Here is a 15,707-nt window from a genome sequence, read left to right as displayed (position 1 = left end):
GGTTTAGCCGCGCTGGGCCAGGGATGGCCCATCGCGGCGACCCACGGAGCAATGCCGGAGTGAGGGCATGCCGAGCCCTAGCGAGGCACCGAGTGGTGGGGCAAAGCCTTTTGCTTCCTTTTTGGCGTTTGAAAAAGGGAGTCGCTGTAAGAGCGAAACCATAAGTGGCCGTTACCGCAGCAACGGATATGTACTCCGCAGCAATGGATATGTACTCAGACAACAATCTCCCACAGGCTTCGACGCGGCACGGATCAACGAGCAACACCCAAAACGAGGCGGCCTGCCGGTCGGCCTGTTTTCGGGGGGGAGGGAGCGTGGGGCCTCAGACGGGCAAATGCATGCCAAAGGTATTCATGCCATGGTCGCTGTGCACGAACACATCGCCGCCATGCATCAGGGCAATCGCCTTGACGATGGCCAGGCCCAACCCGTGGTTGTTGCCACTGTTGCTGCGTGAGGCATCGACCCGGTAGAAGCGTTCGAACAGGCGCGGCAGATGCTCGCTGGAAATCGGTGCGCCCGGGTTGGCGACGCCGATGCTGACCTGGTGCTCGCCTGCTTCGATTCGCACCTTGATGACTTGTCCGGGGTCGGTGTGCTGCACGGCGTTGTTGAGCAGGTTGATCAAGGCCCGGCGCAGGTGGGCGATCTCGATTCGCACCTGGGCATCGCCGCTGACCTGAACCTGTACTTGGGCGTCCTCGAGAATGAAGTCCAGATATTCCAGGGTCGTCGCCACTTCCTCCGCCAGTGAGGTGGAGGTCAGTTTGGTGGCCTTGCTGCCCTGGTCGGCGCTGGCCAGGAACAGCATGTCATTGATGATCGAGCGCAGCCGTTCAAGTTCTTCAAGGTTCGATTGCAGCACCTCGAAATAGTGTTCCGCCGAACGCCCGCGTGTAAGCGCGACCTGGGTCTGGCCGATCAGGTTGGTCAGCGGCGAGCGCAGTTCATGGGCGACATCGGCGTTGAACGATTCCAGGCGCGAGTACGCCTGTTCGACCCGTTCCAGTGTCGAGTTGAACGAGTCGACGAATTGATTCAACTCAGGGGGCAGCGACGACAGGCGCAAGCGACCTGAACGCAATGGCGGGGCCAGGCGCTGGGCTTCCTGGGATAGCTTGATCAATGGTTTGAGCCCGATCCGCGCCACCCAGTAACCCAGCGCCGAGGCCATCAGCACGCCGATAACCGCCAGGCTGATCAGGGCGATCAGCAACTGGTGCTGGGTATGGTAAAAAGTTTCGGTGTCGATACCGATCATGAATCGCAGGGGCGGGCGCTGATCCTTGGCCGGGAATTGGCTGACCAGCACTTTCAGCGGGTAGGGGTGATCCGCCAGTTGCAAGTCGCGCATGCCCAACGGTCCTTCGGCGAAGGCACGGATGCTCGGGGTCGGATTGCCGTATTCGTAATGGGGATCGCCGCTGACGATCCAGAAACTGATGCGCTTGTCTTCTTCGCCGAGCAGCTTGAGCTTGTTATTGATCTTCACCCAGTGCTCGGGCGTGCCGTAACGGCCGACGGTCGATTCGAGCACGCTGTAGCGCGCGTCCAGTTCGGCTTCGGGCAACAACCCCAAACCTTTGTCGACCTGTTGGTACAGCGCCCAGCCGATCAACAGGAACACCAGCAGCGCCACCAGGGTAAACATCCCGCTCAGGCGCAGCGCAATGCTATTACTGGACACCACGGCTCTCCAGTACATAACCCATGCCACGAATCGTGTGCAGCAATTTCTCTTCGAATGGCCCATCGAGCTTGGCTCGCAAGCGTTTGATCGCGACTTCGACGACGTTGGCGTCGCTGTCGAAATTGATGTCCCAGACCATTTCGGCGATGGCCGTCTTCGACAGGATTTCACCCTGGCGACGGGCCAGAACACTGAGCAGCGAGAACTCCTTGGCTGTCAGGTCCAGGCGTGTGCCGGCGCGGGTGGCCTTGCGGCTGATCAAATCTATCCACAGGTCGGCGATGCTCACTTGCACCGGCTCGTGGCCACCGCTGCGCCGGGTCAGCGCCTGCAGGCGTGCCACCAGTTCGAGGAAGGAAAATGGCTTGCCCAGGTAGTCGTCGGCACCGTCGCGCAGGCCCTTGATGCGGTCTTCGACCCGTTCGCGGGCGGTGAGCATGATCACCGGCGTTTGTTTGCGCGCACGCAAGGCGCGCAATACACCGAAACCGTCGAGGGCCGGCAGCATCACGTCGAGGACGATCACCGCGTAGTCGCTTTCCAGCGCCAGGTGCAGGCCTTCCACGCCATCGCGGGCCAGGTCCACGGTGTAACCCTGTTCCGTCAGGCCGCGGTGAAGATAGTCCGCGGTTTTTTCTTCGTCTTCGATAATCAGGACGCGCATGACCCCGCCTCAGTCTGTGCTCGCCAGCGCCGGCACGGGCGCGGGCTTGGGCCTATGGAAGAGTCGTTCAAGCCATAAGTATATGACCGGCGTGGTGAACAGCGTCAGTGCCTGGCTCACCAGCAGGCCGCCGACCACCGCGATCCCCAGGGGTTGGCGCAGTTCGGCGCCGGTGCCATAGCCGAGCATCAGCGGCAGGGCGCCGAGCAGTGCGGCGAGGGTGGTCATGATGATCGGGCGGAACCGCGTGAGGCACGCCTGGAAGATCGCTTCCTCCGGCGCCAGGCCACCCTTGCGCTGCGCGTCGAGCGCGAAGTCGATCATCAGGATGCCGTTTTTCTTGACGATGCCGATCAGTAGCACCAGCCCGATCAGCGCCATGATCGAAAAGTCCTGGCCGCAGATCCACAGCATGATCACTGCGCCCAACCCGGCCGAGGGCAGTGTCGAGATGATCGTCAGCGGGTGGACGAAGCTCTCGTAGAGCACACCAAGAATGATGTAAACCGCCACCAGCGCCGCCAGGATCAACCATGGCTGACTGGCCAGCGAACTCTGGAACGCCTGGGCCGCGCCCTGGAAGTTACCGCTGATGGCCGTTGGCATGCCGATGTCGACCTTGGCCTGGTTGAGCATGATCACTGCATCGCCCAGCGCCACACCGGGCGCCAGGTTGAACGACAGGTTGGCGGCCGGGAACATGCCGTCATGGGCGATGGACAGCGGCCCCACCGTGGGCGCATCGAATTTCGCCAGGGCCGACAGCGGCACCATTTCCCCGCTCAGGGGCGAGCGCAGATAGAAGTAGTTAAGGCTTTCGGCCTTGCCGCGCTGGCGCGTGTCCAGTTCCAGGATCACGTTGTACTGATTGATCTGGGTCTGGAATTCGTTGATCTGGCGCTGGCCGAAGGCGTCGTACAGCGCTTCGTCGACATCGCTGGCCGTCAGGCCAAAGCGTGCCGCGGCACTGCGGTCGATGCTGATGTGGGTGATGCTGCCGCCCAGTTGCAGGTCGTTGGAAATGTCGCGAAAGGCCGGGTTGCCACGCAGTTTTTCCGTCAGGCGCTGGGTCCAGGTGCTCAGGATTGCACCGTCGTTGCTCTTGAGTACGTATTGGTACTGGGCCCGGCTCGGGCCGGAGCTGAGGTTGATGTCTTGCCCGGCGCGCAGGTACAGGACGATGCCCGGAACTTTCATCAATTGCGGGCGAATACGGTCGATGAATTCGCTGGCTGAAACATCGCGGTCGCCGCGTTTTTTCAAGGCGATCCAGAAGCGGCCGTTGGCGATGGTCTGGTTGCTGCCCGACACCCCGACCGAGTGCGAGAAGGTCTCGACGGCGGGGTCGGCAGCGACGATTTCAGCCATCGCCAAGTGTTTTTTCACCATGTCGCCGTAGGAAATATCAGCGGCGGCTTCGGTTGTGCCGAGGACAAACCCGGTGTCCTGGATCGGGAAGAAGCCCTTGGGAATAAAAATGTAACCGGCAACGGCCAGGGCCAGCGACAGACCGAATACGCCGATCATCAACTTCTGGTGAGCGAGCGCGCGGCGCAGGCCTTTTTCGTACAGCGCGAGCAGGCGTTCGCCGAAGCCGGGCTTGTCGTGGGCGTGATGCACCGGCGCGCGCATGAACAGCGCTGCCAGGGTGGGCGCCAACGTCAGCGACACGACCACCGAAATCATGATGGTGGCGGTGGCGGTCAGGGCGAACTCCTTGAACAGGCGTCCGACCACGCCGCCCATGAACAGCAGCGGAATGAACGCCGCGACCAGCGAGAAACTGATCGATACCACCGTGAAGCCGATTTCTCCGGCGCCCTTGATCGCGGCCTCGCGCATACCGTCGCCTGCCTCCAGGTGGCGGTGGATGTTTTCCACCACCACGATCGCATCGTCGACCACAAACCCCACGGCCACCACGATTGCCACCAGCGTCAGGTTGTTCAGGCTGAAGCCCATCACGTACATCAATGCAAAACTGGCGATCAGTGAAACCCCCAGTACTGCCGACACGATCAGGGTTGCCGAGAGCTGGCGCAGGAACAGCGCCATCACCGCCACCACCAGCATGATCGCGATCAACAGGGTGATTTCCACTTCATGCAGCGAAGCGCGGATAGTCTGCGTGCGGTCAATCAGTGTCTTGACCTGCACCGAAGCCGGGAGCATTGCTTCCAGGCTCGGGAGCGCCGCTTGAATGCGGTCCACGGTCTCGACGATGTTGGCCCCCGGTTGGCGGAAGATCACCAGGTTGACGCCCGGTTGGGTGCCCGCCCAAGCCTGGACGTAGGCATCTTCCGAGCCGTTGACGACTTTGGCGACATCCCTGAGATGGACCGGTGCGCCGTCCTTGTAGGAAACGATCAGTTGGTTGTATTCCTCAGGATGGAACAACTGGTCGTTGGTGGACAGGGTCGAGATGCTCGATTCCCCATACAGCGCACCTTTGGCAAGGTTGAGGCTGGTCTGCTGGATCGCCAGGCGAATATCGGCGAGGGTCAGGCCAATGGCGGCGAGTTTGTCTGCCGAGACCTGGACACGAATCGCCGGACGTTGCTGGCCGGTAATCACGACCTGGCCGACACCGTCGATCTGACTGATCTGACGGGACAACAGGGTTTCCACCAGGTCGCTGAGCTCCGGGCCGGGCATCAGGGACGAGTTGACGCTGAGGATCAGTACCGGGCTGTCGGCCGGATTGACCTTGCGCCAGGTCGGCAGGTTCGGCATGTCCTTGGGCAGTTTGCCTGCCGCGGTGTTGATCGCGGCCTGGACCTCCTGGGCGGCGGTATCGATGCTCTTGTCGAGGGTGAATTGCAGGGTCAGGTTGGTTGAGCCCAGGGCGCTGCTCGAGGTCATTTGCGTCACGCCGGGAATGGCGCTGAACTGCACTTCAAGGGGTGTGGCCACCGATGAGGCCATGGTTTCCGGGCTGGCCCCCGGCAGTTGCGCGGCCACCTGTATCGTCGGAAATTCTGCTTGCGGAAGCGGCGCGATGGACAGGCGCGGGAAGGCAATCGCCCCCAGCAGCACCAGGGAAAACGTCAGCAGAATCGTCGCCACAGGGTGGTCAATGCACCAGGCGGATACCGAACCGTGGCCTTTCATGGCGCCGACTCCGATTTTACGACCTGCGGCGGGTCGGTGAGTACTTGCACGGTAGCACCGGGCTTGAGCCGCGACTGGCCATCACTGACCAGCACGTCACCGGGTTTCACCCCTTTGATGATGCTCTGACCGCTACTTTGATGAACCATCTGCACCGGTACGGTTTCGACCTTGTTGCCATTCACCCGATAGACGAAGTGCTGATCGAGGCCACGCTGCACGACGGTGGGCGGTACGACCAGCGCATCTTTATCCAGCGCTGTCTGGATCTTTACTGTCACCAACAGGCCTGGCCAGAGTTTTTGCCCAGGATTATTGAATTCGGCCTTGGCGCGGATGGTGCCGGTGTTGGCGTTGATCTGGTTGTCGATCAGGGTCAAGTGGCCTTCGCCCAGCAGGTTGCCGGTTTCACCATCGGTGTCGGCACCGATGTAGGCCTTGACCTTGGCATGTTGTGGATCGTTGATCAGGCCTTGCAGGGTCGGCAGCATCTGCTGCGGCAGGGAGAATTCCACGGCGATAGGGTCGATCTGGGTCACCGTGAACAGTCCCTGGGTGTCCGTCATGCGCAGGAAGTTGCCTTCATCCACCGTACGAATACCGACGCGACCACTGACTGGGGAGCGAATCTGTGTGTACGACAATTGCACCTGGGCTGCGTCAATCGAAGCCTGGTTGCCTTGGGCCGTGGCCTTTAGCTGGTTGACCAGCGCTTGTTGCTGGTCGTAGGTCTGTTTGGACACCCCGTCGTCGACGCTCAACAGTTTGTAGCGCTTGAGATTGACCTGGGCCACTTGCAATTGCGCCTGGCTTTCGCCCAGTTGCGCCCTGGCCTGGTCCAGACTGGCGCGGATCGATCGGTCGTCGATCGTGGCCAGCAAATCACCTTTGCTCACCAGTTGGCCTTCCTTGACCAGGATCCTGGTGAGGATGCCGTCGATTTGCGGACGGACTACCACGCTGTGCAGCGATAGCACTGAACCGATACCGCTGACATAGCGGGGCACGTCTTTTTCGACCACGTTGACCACGCGTACCGGAATGGCGGCCTGTGTAGTTACCCGGGCTGCAGAGGGTTTGCCCAGGTACCACGCACCCAGCGCTACCAGCACGATCAGAAAGGCTGCAATAACAACGGTTTTTTTCTGAGTTCGCATGCGAGAGGGGCGCCGGGTCGGAAAGTGGAAGTGTGCGCAGCTTTGTCTATCTACGTTATATCCCTGTGACCCGGTCAGGAAAGTGACTGCTGACTGACAGCGGTGTCAGTTTGGGCGTATGGAGTCCCATTCGGTCACGTAGGCTGTTTTGCTTTTCTTGTTGTAGAGGCACAGTTCGGTTCCTTGTCGGCCTTTCATGTGCTTTTGCGGGTACTGGCCTTGCAGCAGCAGCGCGGTGTAACCGACCCGATCATCGAACTGCGCGGCGTTGCCGACGGGTTTGGCATTGGCCAGACCGCTGGCCTTGGTGCAGCTGGCGAGTACGGCTTTGTCGAAGGCGGCCCAGGCGTCGGGGCTGGAGGCCTGGGCCTGGGTAGCGAGGGCCGTGAGGCAAACGAAGGTGAGGGTGACGGCTTTCATGGTTTGGTGATCCTTGGGCGGGTGTGGGCCAAGGCCTGAGTATGCCTGAAGGTCTGGGTCAGACCGGCACTGGTTCCCGGCGGACTACATGCATCCCAGCCCTTTCATACAACTGCTGTGCGCGAACGTTGTCTTCCAGCACTTTCAAATCGACATACCCTTCGCGCCGCAGTTGAAACACCTTGAAGGCATTGAGCAGCAACGCTCGCCCCAAGCCCCGGCCTTGCGCCCGCGGATGCACCACCAGATCCTTGATGTAGGCGCTGGTCCAGCACTGACACACACCCGCGATACCCTGGGCATCCAGGGCGATGAAGCACAAGGCCGGATCATATTCAGGATCGGATTCAAAACGCTGTTGCCATTCGTCCAGGGCCGGGACGCGGCCGCCTCCTTGGGAGTAACCCAATTCCAGCAAGTCGTGAACCTCTTCTGCCTGATCGGGACGATAGCCGGTCAGGACGATCCCCTGAGGCCAGGCGGGGGCGGGCACGCCTCGCGCGAGACTGCGCCGCATGAGATAGCAGAATTGCTCGTTCAAGACTCAACGACCTTGTTCGGCGACAGCCTTGGCCGCGTCGATCAGGCACTTGGTCAGTTCCGGCGAAGAGAACTTGGTCAATACCGCATTGGCCCCCGCGAGCCGCGCCTTTTCGCTGTTCATCGCACTGTCCAGGGAGGTATGCAGCAGCACGTAGAGGTGCGCGAAGTCCGGGGTTTCACGCAGGGTACGGGTGAAGGCGTAGCCGTCCATTTCGGACATTTCGATGTCCGAGACGATCAGGTTGATCTGCTGGGCGGTGCCTTGCAGGTCCAGCAGGCAGTCGATGGCTTCCTTGGCGCTGCGGGCCGTATGGCATTGGAGGCCCAGGTTGCGCAAGGTGTGCACCGATTGCTGCAGCGCCACCTGGCTGTCATCGACCACCAGGATACGAGCGCTGCCCAGTATTTCTGCGTCTTCCATGCTGAGCTCGGTCGGCGCCATGTCGATGGGGACCGGGGCGATGCCATGGATGACCTTCTCGATGTCCAGCACCTGCACCAGAGTACCGTCGACCGAGGTCACGCCGGTGATGTACGAGCGCGAACCGCCAGAGCCGAAGGGTGGCGGACGGATGTCGGTGGTCAGGCAGTGCACGATCTTGCTCACCGCCTGGACATGCAAGCCTTGCTTGGAGCGGCTGACGTCAGTGACGATCAGGCACCCACCGTCAGGGTCTTCCAGCGGACGCTCACCGATGGCGCGGCTGAGGTCGATTACCGACAACGACGTGCCGCGCAGGGTGGCGATGCCTTTGACATGGGGGTGCGACTCGGGGAGTTTGGTCAGTGGTGGGCAAGGGATGATTTCACTGACTTTGAGCAGGTTGATCGCCATCAGCTTGCCACTGCGCAAGGTAAACAGCAGAAGCGAAAGTGAATCTGCGCGGGCTTTGGTGGAGGACATAAAAACCTTCTGTGGAAAAAGGTGGTGAGGCGATCAGTGGATCACCCACGGCTATCGATGCCAGGTTATCGACTTGTGGGGAGCAGGCTTTAGGAAAAATCCCCTGGGCCGGTTGAGACATTGGCAAATTGAAACAAAAAAGCCCCGCCTCTTTAAAAGAGCGCGGGGCCTTCTGTTACATCGAGGCGGGCAGTGTAGAACTTACTCGTCGTCGCCCATCTGCGATTGCAGGTAGTTCTCGATTCCGATCTTGTCGATCAGTCCCAGTTGGGTTTCCAGCCAGTCGATATGTTCTTCTTCGGATTCAAGGATATCTTCAAGCAATTCACGGCTGCCGAAGTCGCCCGCTGTTTCACAATGCGCAATGGCCGCTTTCAGGTCGGCATGGCCAGTCTTCTCGATACGCAGGTCACACTCAAGCATTTCCTGGGTGTGCTCGCCGATTTGCAGCTTGCCCAGGTCCTGGACGTTCGGCAGGCCTTCAAGGAACAGGATGCGCTTGATCAGCTTGTCCGCGTGCTTCATCTCGTCGATGGATTCGTGGTACTCGTGCTTGCCGAGCTTGTTCAGGCCCCAATCTTCGTACATGCGTGCATGCAGGAAGTATTGATTGATCGCGACCAGTTCATTGGCAAGGATCTTGTTGAGATGCTGGATGACTGTAACGTCGCCTTTCATGATGGGGTCCTGCCCTGTATTAGCTGTCTATAAGGCAGAGTTTGAGCCGCACTACTAAGAGTGTCAAACCTAAGTTATTGAATCATATATAAAAATTAATCGGAATAAGAATGTTTGTGTTCCGCGTCTAGCGCCTAAGCAGTTGATTTGCAGACATAAAAAAACCGGACATGAGTCCGGTTCTTTGAAATGCGGGATTTAGGCGGCAGTAAATTCAACTGGAAACGGGATCGAAGCCTGGGCCGTCTGCAACTTGGTCAGGGTCTCGCGGACCACTTCCTTGGCAAGGCAGGCACATTTGCCGCATTGACTGGCAACGCCGGTGGCCTGGCGCACTTCCTTGTAGCTGCAGCATCCTTCATAGATCGCATCGCGGATTTGGCCGTCGGTGACGCCAGTGCAGAGGCAAACATACATAAGTGAAGACCGTCGCTTGTTGATGTCTCGAATGCGATGGATCTTAATGTTAACGAGAATGATTGTCAAAGTGCTTTGAGAGCACTTTTTGCCAGGTCTGACGAACGGTTGGTCCGCAGTGTGCTGCCATCCTGATGACCCTTCGTCCTTTTTTACGCTCAGGGGAGAAACCGTTACGGACACGCCAAAAACGCGGTGTATGATGGCCGGTCTTTTCGAAACGGGTTTGTGTCACAGGGCTGTCGCCTGAGGGTGGCAGGCTGATGCAAACCTTGTTCTTAACGCTTCTACACCAGGAGATATCCAATGAGCGTACTCGTAGGCAAACAAGCCCCTGACTTCACCGTACCGGCCGTACTCGGCAATGGCGAAATCGTAGACAGCTTCACCCTGTCGTCGGCCATCAAAGGCAAATACGGCCTGGTGTTCTTCTACCCGCTGGACTTCACCTTCGTTTGCCCGTCGGAGCTGATCGCTCTGGACAACCGCATGTCTGAGTTCAAGGCGCGCAACGTTGAAGTGGTCGCTGTGTCGATCGACTCGCACTTCACCCACAACGCATGGCGCAACACCCCGGTTAACGACGGCGGTATCGGCGCAGTTCGTTACACCATGGCTGCCGACATCAAGCAGGAAGTCATGAAGGCCTACGACGTTCAGTCCGCTGACGGCGTGGCATTCCGTGGCGCCTTCCTGATCGACGACAAAGGCGTTGTCCGCTCGCAGATCATCAACGACCTGCCGCTGGGCCGTAACATGGAAGAGCTGCTGCGTCTGGTTGACGCCCTGCAATTCCACGAAGAGCACGGTGAAGTTTGCCCTGCCAACTGGAAAAAAGGCGACAAAGGTATGAACGCTTCGCCAGAAGGCGTTGCGGCTTACCTGACCGAGCACGCTGCTGCGCTGTAAGGCACACGCTCCAGGTACAAAAAAACCGGCCCTTGAGGCCGGTTTTTTTATGCGCGGAGTAAACGCAAGACCCCTGTAGGAGCGAGCATGCTCCGGGCGGCGCTCCGACGATGGACTCAAGAACACCGCGGGAATCCAGACTGCCCGCGTTATCGTTCACGACCATCGCGAGCAAGCTCGGCTCCTACAAAGAGCAAAGGGCAGAAAATCTTCAATCAATCGTCGAAATCTTCCCAACCACCCATTTGTTTCCAGCGGTTGACGATGCCGCAGAACAGCTCGGCAGTCTTCTCGGTGTCGTAGCGAGCCGAATGCGCCTCGCGACCGTCGAAGTCGATATCGGCGGCCTGACAGGCCTTGGCCAGCACGGTTTGACCGTAAGCCAGGCCCGCGAGCGTCGCGGTATCGAAACTGGAAAATGGATGGAACGGGTTACGCTTCATGTCCAGGCGCGCAACCGCGGCGTTGAGGAAGCCCAGGTCGAAGCTGCTGTTGTGCCCAACCAGAATCGCCCGTTTGCAGCCGTTGGCCTTGAGTGCCTTGCGCACGCCGCGGAAGATATCGTTCAGCGCCGCTTCTTCAGTCACGGCCATGCGCAGCGGGTGATCAAGCTTGATCCCGGTGAACTCCAGGGCTGCCGCTTCGATGTTCGCACCTTCAAAAGGCTCGACCCTGAAGAAGTAGGTGTGATCGGGGTACACAAAACCCTTTTCATCCATGGCGATCGTGGTTGCAGCAATTTCCAGCAGGGCGTCGGTGGCCGAGTTGAAACCACCGGTTTCTACGTCGACGACAACCGGCAGGTAGCCACGAAACCTGGCGGCCATTGGATGACGGGAACCGCCACCACCGCCTTGACCTTCCTGTTCGTCGTCGAAATGGTCTTCACTCACGCGTGTTCCTCCAGCAGGCGCCAGCGCAGTTTTTCACCGGCGCGCAGCGGGATAACGGTCAACTCGCCAAACGGCAGGCTGGTCGGGGCGGTCCATTCTTCGCGGACCAGGGTAATGCGATCGGTGTTGGCCGGCAGGCCATAGAAACGCGGGCCGTTGAGGCTGGCGAAGGCTTCGAGCTTGTCCAGCGCGTTACGTTGTTCGAACGCCTCGGCGTACATCTCGATCGCCGCATAGGCGGTGTAGCAGCCGGCGCAGCCGCAAGCGGCTTCTTTGGCGTGCTGGGCGTGGGGCGCCGAATCGGTGCCGAGGAAGAACTTTTCGCTGCCGCTGGTGGCGGCGTCGAGCAGGGCTTCCTGGTGCGTATTGCGCTTGAGGATCGGCAAGCAATAGAAGTGCGGCCGAATTCCACCCACCAGCATGTGATTGCGGTTGTACAGCAGGTGATGCGCGGTGATGGTCGCGCCAACGTTGGCCGAAGCCGAGTTGACGAACTGCACGGCGTCGGCGGTGGTGATGTGTTCGAACACCACCTTGAGCGTCGGGAAACGCTCGACCACCCGACGCATGTGCTCATCGATGAAGATTTTTTCGCGGTCGAACACGTCGACATCGCCGCGGGTGACTTCACCGTGGATCAGCAAAGGCATCCCGACTTCGGCCATGGCCTCGAGTGCAGGGAAAATCTTGTCGATGCTGGTGACGCCCGAGTCCGAGTTGGTGGTCGCGCCGGCCGGGTACAGCTTGGCGGCGTGAACGAAACCGCTGGCCTTGGCCTCGCGAATTTCTTCAGGCTGGGTGCGGTCGGTGAGGTACAGGACCATCAGCGGTTCAAACGGGCTGCCGGCCGGGCGGGCAGCGAGAATCCGCTGGCGATAGCCGTCGGCTTCAGCCGCATTGCGCACCGGCGGTACCAGGTTGGGCATGATGATGGCGCGGCCAAAGGTGCGCGCGACATCCGCGACGGTATTGGTCAACACGGCACCATCGCGAAGATGAATATGCCAGTCGTCGGGACGCAGCAGGGTCAGGCGGTCGGACATGAGGGGATTCCAGGCGGGTCAAACTCAAGGGAATGCTACCGGAAAAGACTCTTGCAGGCACCCGCTATCAAGTTTTACGGGAAGCTTCCGATATCCAACAGGTATGCCGTAAACATCTGTGTGTCGGTCTTTTTGTCGTAGAAGCCAGTGGAGCCTCCCGTGCGCCAGCGTTATTTAGCCTTGCTCAGTGTGTTTGCCAGCCTTCCCGCAATGGCACTCACTTTCCAGACTCGCCTGGAGAGCATTGAGTGGACGGTCGAAGGCGACAAGTTCGAGTGCCGGCTGACGCAGCCGGTCACTGATTTCGGCTCGGGCCAGTTCGTGCGCCGCGCTGGCGAGCAGGCGATATTTCGTTTGAATGCGTACAACGCAATGATGGGCGGTGGTTCTGCCACTTTGTTGGCCGCCGCCGCGCCTTGGCAGCCAGGACGTGGTGATATCAATCTGGGCACGGTACGGATCGGCAGCGGCAATGTCCTGTTCAACAGCTCACAGGCCCAGGCCGGACGCTTGATCAGCGGCCTGATCGACGGACGCAGCCCCGTGGTCCGGCACTCCTCGGGCGATGGCCGGGTATCGGAGGTGCGTTTGTTGCCGGTCAGGTTCAACAAGGCGTTTGCCGATTATCAGGGCTGCGTGGCCAAGTTGCTGCCGCAGAACTTCGATCAGGTGAAGCAATCCCAGGTCGGCTTTCCCGGTGGCGGTATCGATCTGGACGGGCCCGCCAAAGCCAGGCTGCAAGTCATGCTGGAATACATGAAGGCCGATCCGACCGTCAATCGCATCGAACTGGACGGCCACTCCGACAACAGCGGCAATCGCCTGACCAACCGTGACCTGTCACGGCGCCGGGCGCTGGCGGTGATGGAGTTTTTCAAGGCCAACGGCATCCAGGAGTCACAGATCACCCTGCGTTTCCATGGCGAGCGCTATCCACTGGCACCCAATACCAGCAACATAAACCGGGCGAAAAACCGCCGCGTGGCGATACGCCTGGAGCGGGGAGCCCCCGCGGAGCAGGTGGCCCCTCAAGCGACGAAGCCCACCGCTTCGGCAACTTCCTGACCCTTCGGTCATCGTCGCGCTCTCGACATAATCTGTCGCTTCGTCGTCATAAGCTGTCGCGCCACTGTAAATTATTCTGTATGGGCGGTAGACTTGACGGCTTTCCGTAGAACCCCGTGGAGTGATGGCATGGCGGACGTAAACAAGGTCGTTCTGGCGTATTCCGGCGGCCTGGACACTTCGGTGATCCTCAAGTGGCTGCAGGATACTTATAACTGTGAAGTGGTGACCTTCACCGCTGACCTGGGTCAGGGCGAAGAGGTCGAACCTGCACGTGCCAAGGCTCAAGCCATGGGCGTGAAAGAGATCTACATCGACGACTTGCGCGAAGAGTTCGTGCGCGATTTCGTTTTCCCGATGTTCCGCGCCAACACCGTTTACGAAGGCGAGTACCTGCTGGGTACTTCCATCGCTCGTCCGTTGATCGCCAAACGCCTGATCGAAATCGCCAACGAAACCGGTGCTGACGCCATTTCCCACGGCGCCACCGGCAAGGGTAACGACCAGGTTCGTTTCGAACTGGGCGCCTATGCCCTGAAACCAGGTGTGAAAGTGATCGCTCCATGGCGCGAGTGGGACCTGCTGTCCCGCGAGAAGCTCATGGATTACGCCGAAAAGCACGCCATCCCGATCGAGCGTCACGGCAAGAAAAAATCCCCGTACTCGATGGATGCCAACCTGCTGCACATCTCCTATGAAGGCGGCGTGCTGGAAGACACCTGGACCGAACACGAAGAAGACATGTGGCGTTGGACCGTCTCCCCGGAGAAAGCGCCCGACAAACCGCAGTACCTGGAGCTGACCTACCGCAACGGCGATATCGTGGCACTGGACGGCGTCGAAATGACTCCTGCCACCGTGTTGGCGACCCTGAACCGCATCGGTGGCGAGCACGGTATCGGCCGCCTGGACATCGTCGAAAACCGTTACGTGGGCATGAAGTCCCGTGGCTGCTACGAAACCCCTGGCGGCACCATCATGCTGCGTGCCCACCGTGCGATCGAATCGATCACCCTGGACCGCGAAGTAGCTCACCTCAAGGACGAGCTGATGCCCAAGTACGCCAGCCTGATCTACACCGGTTACTGGTGGAGCCCTGAGCGTCTGATGTTGCAACAGATGATCGATGCCTCCCAGGCACACGTGAATGGTGTGGTTCGCCTGAAACTGTACAAGGGCAACGTGATCGTCACCGGACGCAAGTCCGACGAATCGTTGTTCGACGCCAACATTGCCACTTTCGAAGAAGATGGCGGCGCGTACAACCAGGCCGACGCAGCGGGCTTCATCAAGCTCAACGCCTTGCGCATGCGTATCGCAGCGAACAAAGGTCGCAAGCTGTTCTGAGACCTTTGATGTAATGGAATGTGTGGCCCGGTCATCGACGGGGCCACACATTTTGAAAAGTGGGTGTCTGCTTGCATCAACATACTTCCGGCTTTTTGCTTTTTCCTCGCACATCCTTCCCTTCAGATTGATCGTCAAACGCCACGGGCTGTCGTGCGTCGCTTGGCAACTGTTGATCAATGACCGTCAAGCCCTGTGAATTCAAATTGTAGGCAGCACAAAATGTAGTGCGGCAGGATCTCTTCGCGTGTTTTACAGGGTTTTCCGCGCCTTCCTTCAGTATTGAATCTGACGCGTTGCAGGTGAGGAATACGACTGCACGCGCAGCTTTCCCCGGTTCGTTGTGAATGCTCTCCATCAAGTGGCAGAGCTCGGCGTTGCCTGTCATCGCGCGTGCATCAACGACATACAGGTCCCTCAACCGTTCAGGCAGGCGTAGGCGGTGTAGCGCCGAAAGGGCGACGCCAGGGACCGATTTCGAAGGTGGATCCTGTGCCTTGGAGGGGCGGCGAGTGGATCGGCCGCCACTGCCTGATGTCCTGCCAGCGAACTTTCTATTCTTCCCGTTTTCGGGTTGCTCAGCACCGTCCATGAATTTTATGAAATGTTTTCCCTTCTCAAAGTCAGAGGGGGCGTACAGCGATCGATAGTTGAAGTTGAGCGTTGCGAAGAATAGCAACAGCAGATAAAAGGGAAAGCTGATCAGGAACCAGATGTAGACGTCTCTGTCATCGTCATCAAGGAACGGCAATGTAACGGCCGCTGATGTTTCTGACAGAGTTGCAAATATTGCAATCACTGTCATGGGATTGCTTATACTTTTTTTGAGCTTATCCATTTTTTATCCTCGTACTGTTATTTGG

At 59.3% G+C, this 15,707-nt stretch carries 15 protein-coding genes; 3 read left to right on the top strand and 12 right to left on the bottom strand.

All coding sequences use genetic code 11. From position 1 onward, the window contains the following. Positions 1 to 325 precede the first annotated feature (325 nt). From AC1Q8Q_RS06930 to AC1Q8Q_RS06890, 9 genes are all read right to left on the bottom strand, one after another. The gene (locus AC1Q8Q_RS06930) at positions 326 to 1,690 is read right to left on the bottom strand and encodes a heavy metal sensor histidine kinase (RefSeq protein WP_492614917.1); all 1,365 of its coding nucleotides are present in this window, start codon (positions 1,688 to 1,690) and stop codon (positions 326 to 328) included. Then, complete coding sequence (locus AC1Q8Q_RS06925) at positions 1,680 to 2,357, bottom strand: heavy metal response regulator transcription factor (RefSeq protein ID WP_020799882.1); 678 nt, start codon at positions 2,355 to 2,357, stop codon at positions 1,680 to 1,682. The genes AC1Q8Q_RS06930 and AC1Q8Q_RS06925 overlap by 11 nt, the downstream gene beginning before the upstream one ends. Positions 2,358 to 2,366: 9 nt before the next feature. Then, the gene (locus AC1Q8Q_RS06920) at positions 2,367 to 5,468 is read right to left on the bottom strand and encodes a multidrug efflux RND transporter permease subunit (RefSeq protein ID WP_020799883.1); all 3,102 of its coding nucleotides are present in this window, start codon (positions 5,466 to 5,468) and stop codon (positions 2,367 to 2,369) included. Continuing rightward, on the bottom strand, positions 5,465 to 6,625 hold the full coding sequence (locus AC1Q8Q_RS06915; protein ID WP_020799884.1) for an efflux RND transporter periplasmic adaptor subunit: 1,161 nt from the start codon (positions 6,623 to 6,625) through the stop codon (positions 5,465 to 5,467). Before AC1Q8Q_RS06915 ends, AC1Q8Q_RS06920 begins: the two co-directional genes overlap by 4 nt. 105 nt (positions 6,626 to 6,730) lie before the next feature. Further along, entirely contained in the window at positions 6,731 to 7,045 is a 315-nt protein-coding gene (locus AC1Q8Q_RS06910; RefSeq protein ID WP_020799885.1) for a hypothetical protein, read from the bottom strand. Between the two features lie 58 nt (positions 7,046 to 7,103). Then, complete coding sequence (locus AC1Q8Q_RS06905) at positions 7,104 to 7,562, bottom strand: GNAT family N-acetyltransferase (protein WP_033042996.1); 459 nt, start codon at positions 7,560 to 7,562, stop codon at positions 7,104 to 7,106. Between the two features lie 27 nt (positions 7,563 to 7,589). Further along, the gene (locus AC1Q8Q_RS06900; protein WP_020799887.1) at positions 7,590 to 8,492 is read right to left on the bottom strand and encodes a chemotaxis protein CheV; all 903 of its coding nucleotides are present in this window, start codon (positions 8,490 to 8,492) and stop codon (positions 7,590 to 7,592) included. A 201-nt stretch (positions 8,493 to 8,693) separates the two neighbouring features. Next, positions 8,694 to 9,170: a bacterioferritin gene (gene bfr / locus AC1Q8Q_RS06895; protein ID WP_020799888.1), complete on the bottom strand. Its 477-nt coding sequence runs from the start codon at positions 9,168 to 9,170 to the stop codon at positions 8,694 to 8,696. A gap of 198 nt (positions 9,171 to 9,368) precedes the next feature. Beyond that, entirely contained in the window at positions 9,369 to 9,587 is a 219-nt protein-coding gene (locus AC1Q8Q_RS06890) for a bacterioferritin-associated ferredoxin (protein ID WP_020799889.1), read from the bottom strand. A gap of 306 nt (positions 9,588 to 9,893) precedes the next feature. On the opposite strand from AC1Q8Q_RS06890, the gene AC1Q8Q_RS06885 reads away from it, so the two are divergent. After that, positions 9,894 to 10,496, top strand: a complete 603-nt coding sequence (locus AC1Q8Q_RS06885; RefSeq protein WP_020799890.1) for a peroxiredoxin — start codon at positions 9,894 to 9,896, stop codon at positions 10,494 to 10,496. A gap of 215 nt (positions 10,497 to 10,711) precedes the next feature. Here the strand turns inward: AC1Q8Q_RS06885 and rnt are convergent, their stop codons facing one another. Further along, positions 10,712 to 11,389: a ribonuclease T gene (rnt, locus tag AC1Q8Q_RS06880; RefSeq protein ID WP_020799891.1), complete on the bottom strand. Its 678-nt coding sequence runs from the start codon at positions 11,387 to 11,389 to the stop codon at positions 10,712 to 10,714. Then, entirely contained in the window at positions 11,386 to 12,432 is a 1,047-nt protein-coding gene (gene pyrC, locus AC1Q8Q_RS06875; protein WP_020799892.1) for a dihydroorotase, read from the bottom strand. Before pyrC ends, rnt begins: the two co-directional genes overlap by 4 nt. 159 nt (positions 12,433 to 12,591) lie before the next feature. On the opposite strand from pyrC, the gene AC1Q8Q_RS06870 reads away from it, so the two are divergent. Together AC1Q8Q_RS06870 and AC1Q8Q_RS06865 are read left to right on the top strand one after the other, a co-directional pair. Then, positions 12,592 to 13,497: a flagellar protein MotY gene (locus AC1Q8Q_RS06870; RefSeq protein WP_020799893.1), complete on the top strand. Its 906-nt coding sequence runs from the start codon at positions 12,592 to 12,594 to the stop codon at positions 13,495 to 13,497. 129 nt (positions 13,498 to 13,626) lie between these two features. Further along, the gene (locus AC1Q8Q_RS06865; RefSeq protein WP_020799894.1) at positions 13,627 to 14,844 is read left to right on the top strand and encodes an argininosuccinate synthase; all 1,218 of its coding nucleotides are present in this window, start codon (positions 13,627 to 13,629) and stop codon (positions 14,842 to 14,844) included. 76 nt (positions 14,845 to 14,920) lie between these two features. On the opposite strand, the gene AC1Q8Q_RS06860 is transcribed toward AC1Q8Q_RS06865, so the two are convergent. Continuing rightward, positions 14,921 to 15,682, bottom strand: coding sequence for a hypothetical protein (locus AC1Q8Q_RS06860; RefSeq protein WP_492614916.1), 762 nt, complete (start codon positions 15,680 to 15,682; stop codon positions 14,921 to 14,923). Between the last annotated feature and the right edge of the window lie 25 nt (positions 15,683 to 15,707).

It is taken from the genome of Pseudomonas sp. GW823-FHT06B06, assembly GCF_058795195.1.
This window is presented reverse-complemented; position numbering and strand designations above follow the sequence as displayed.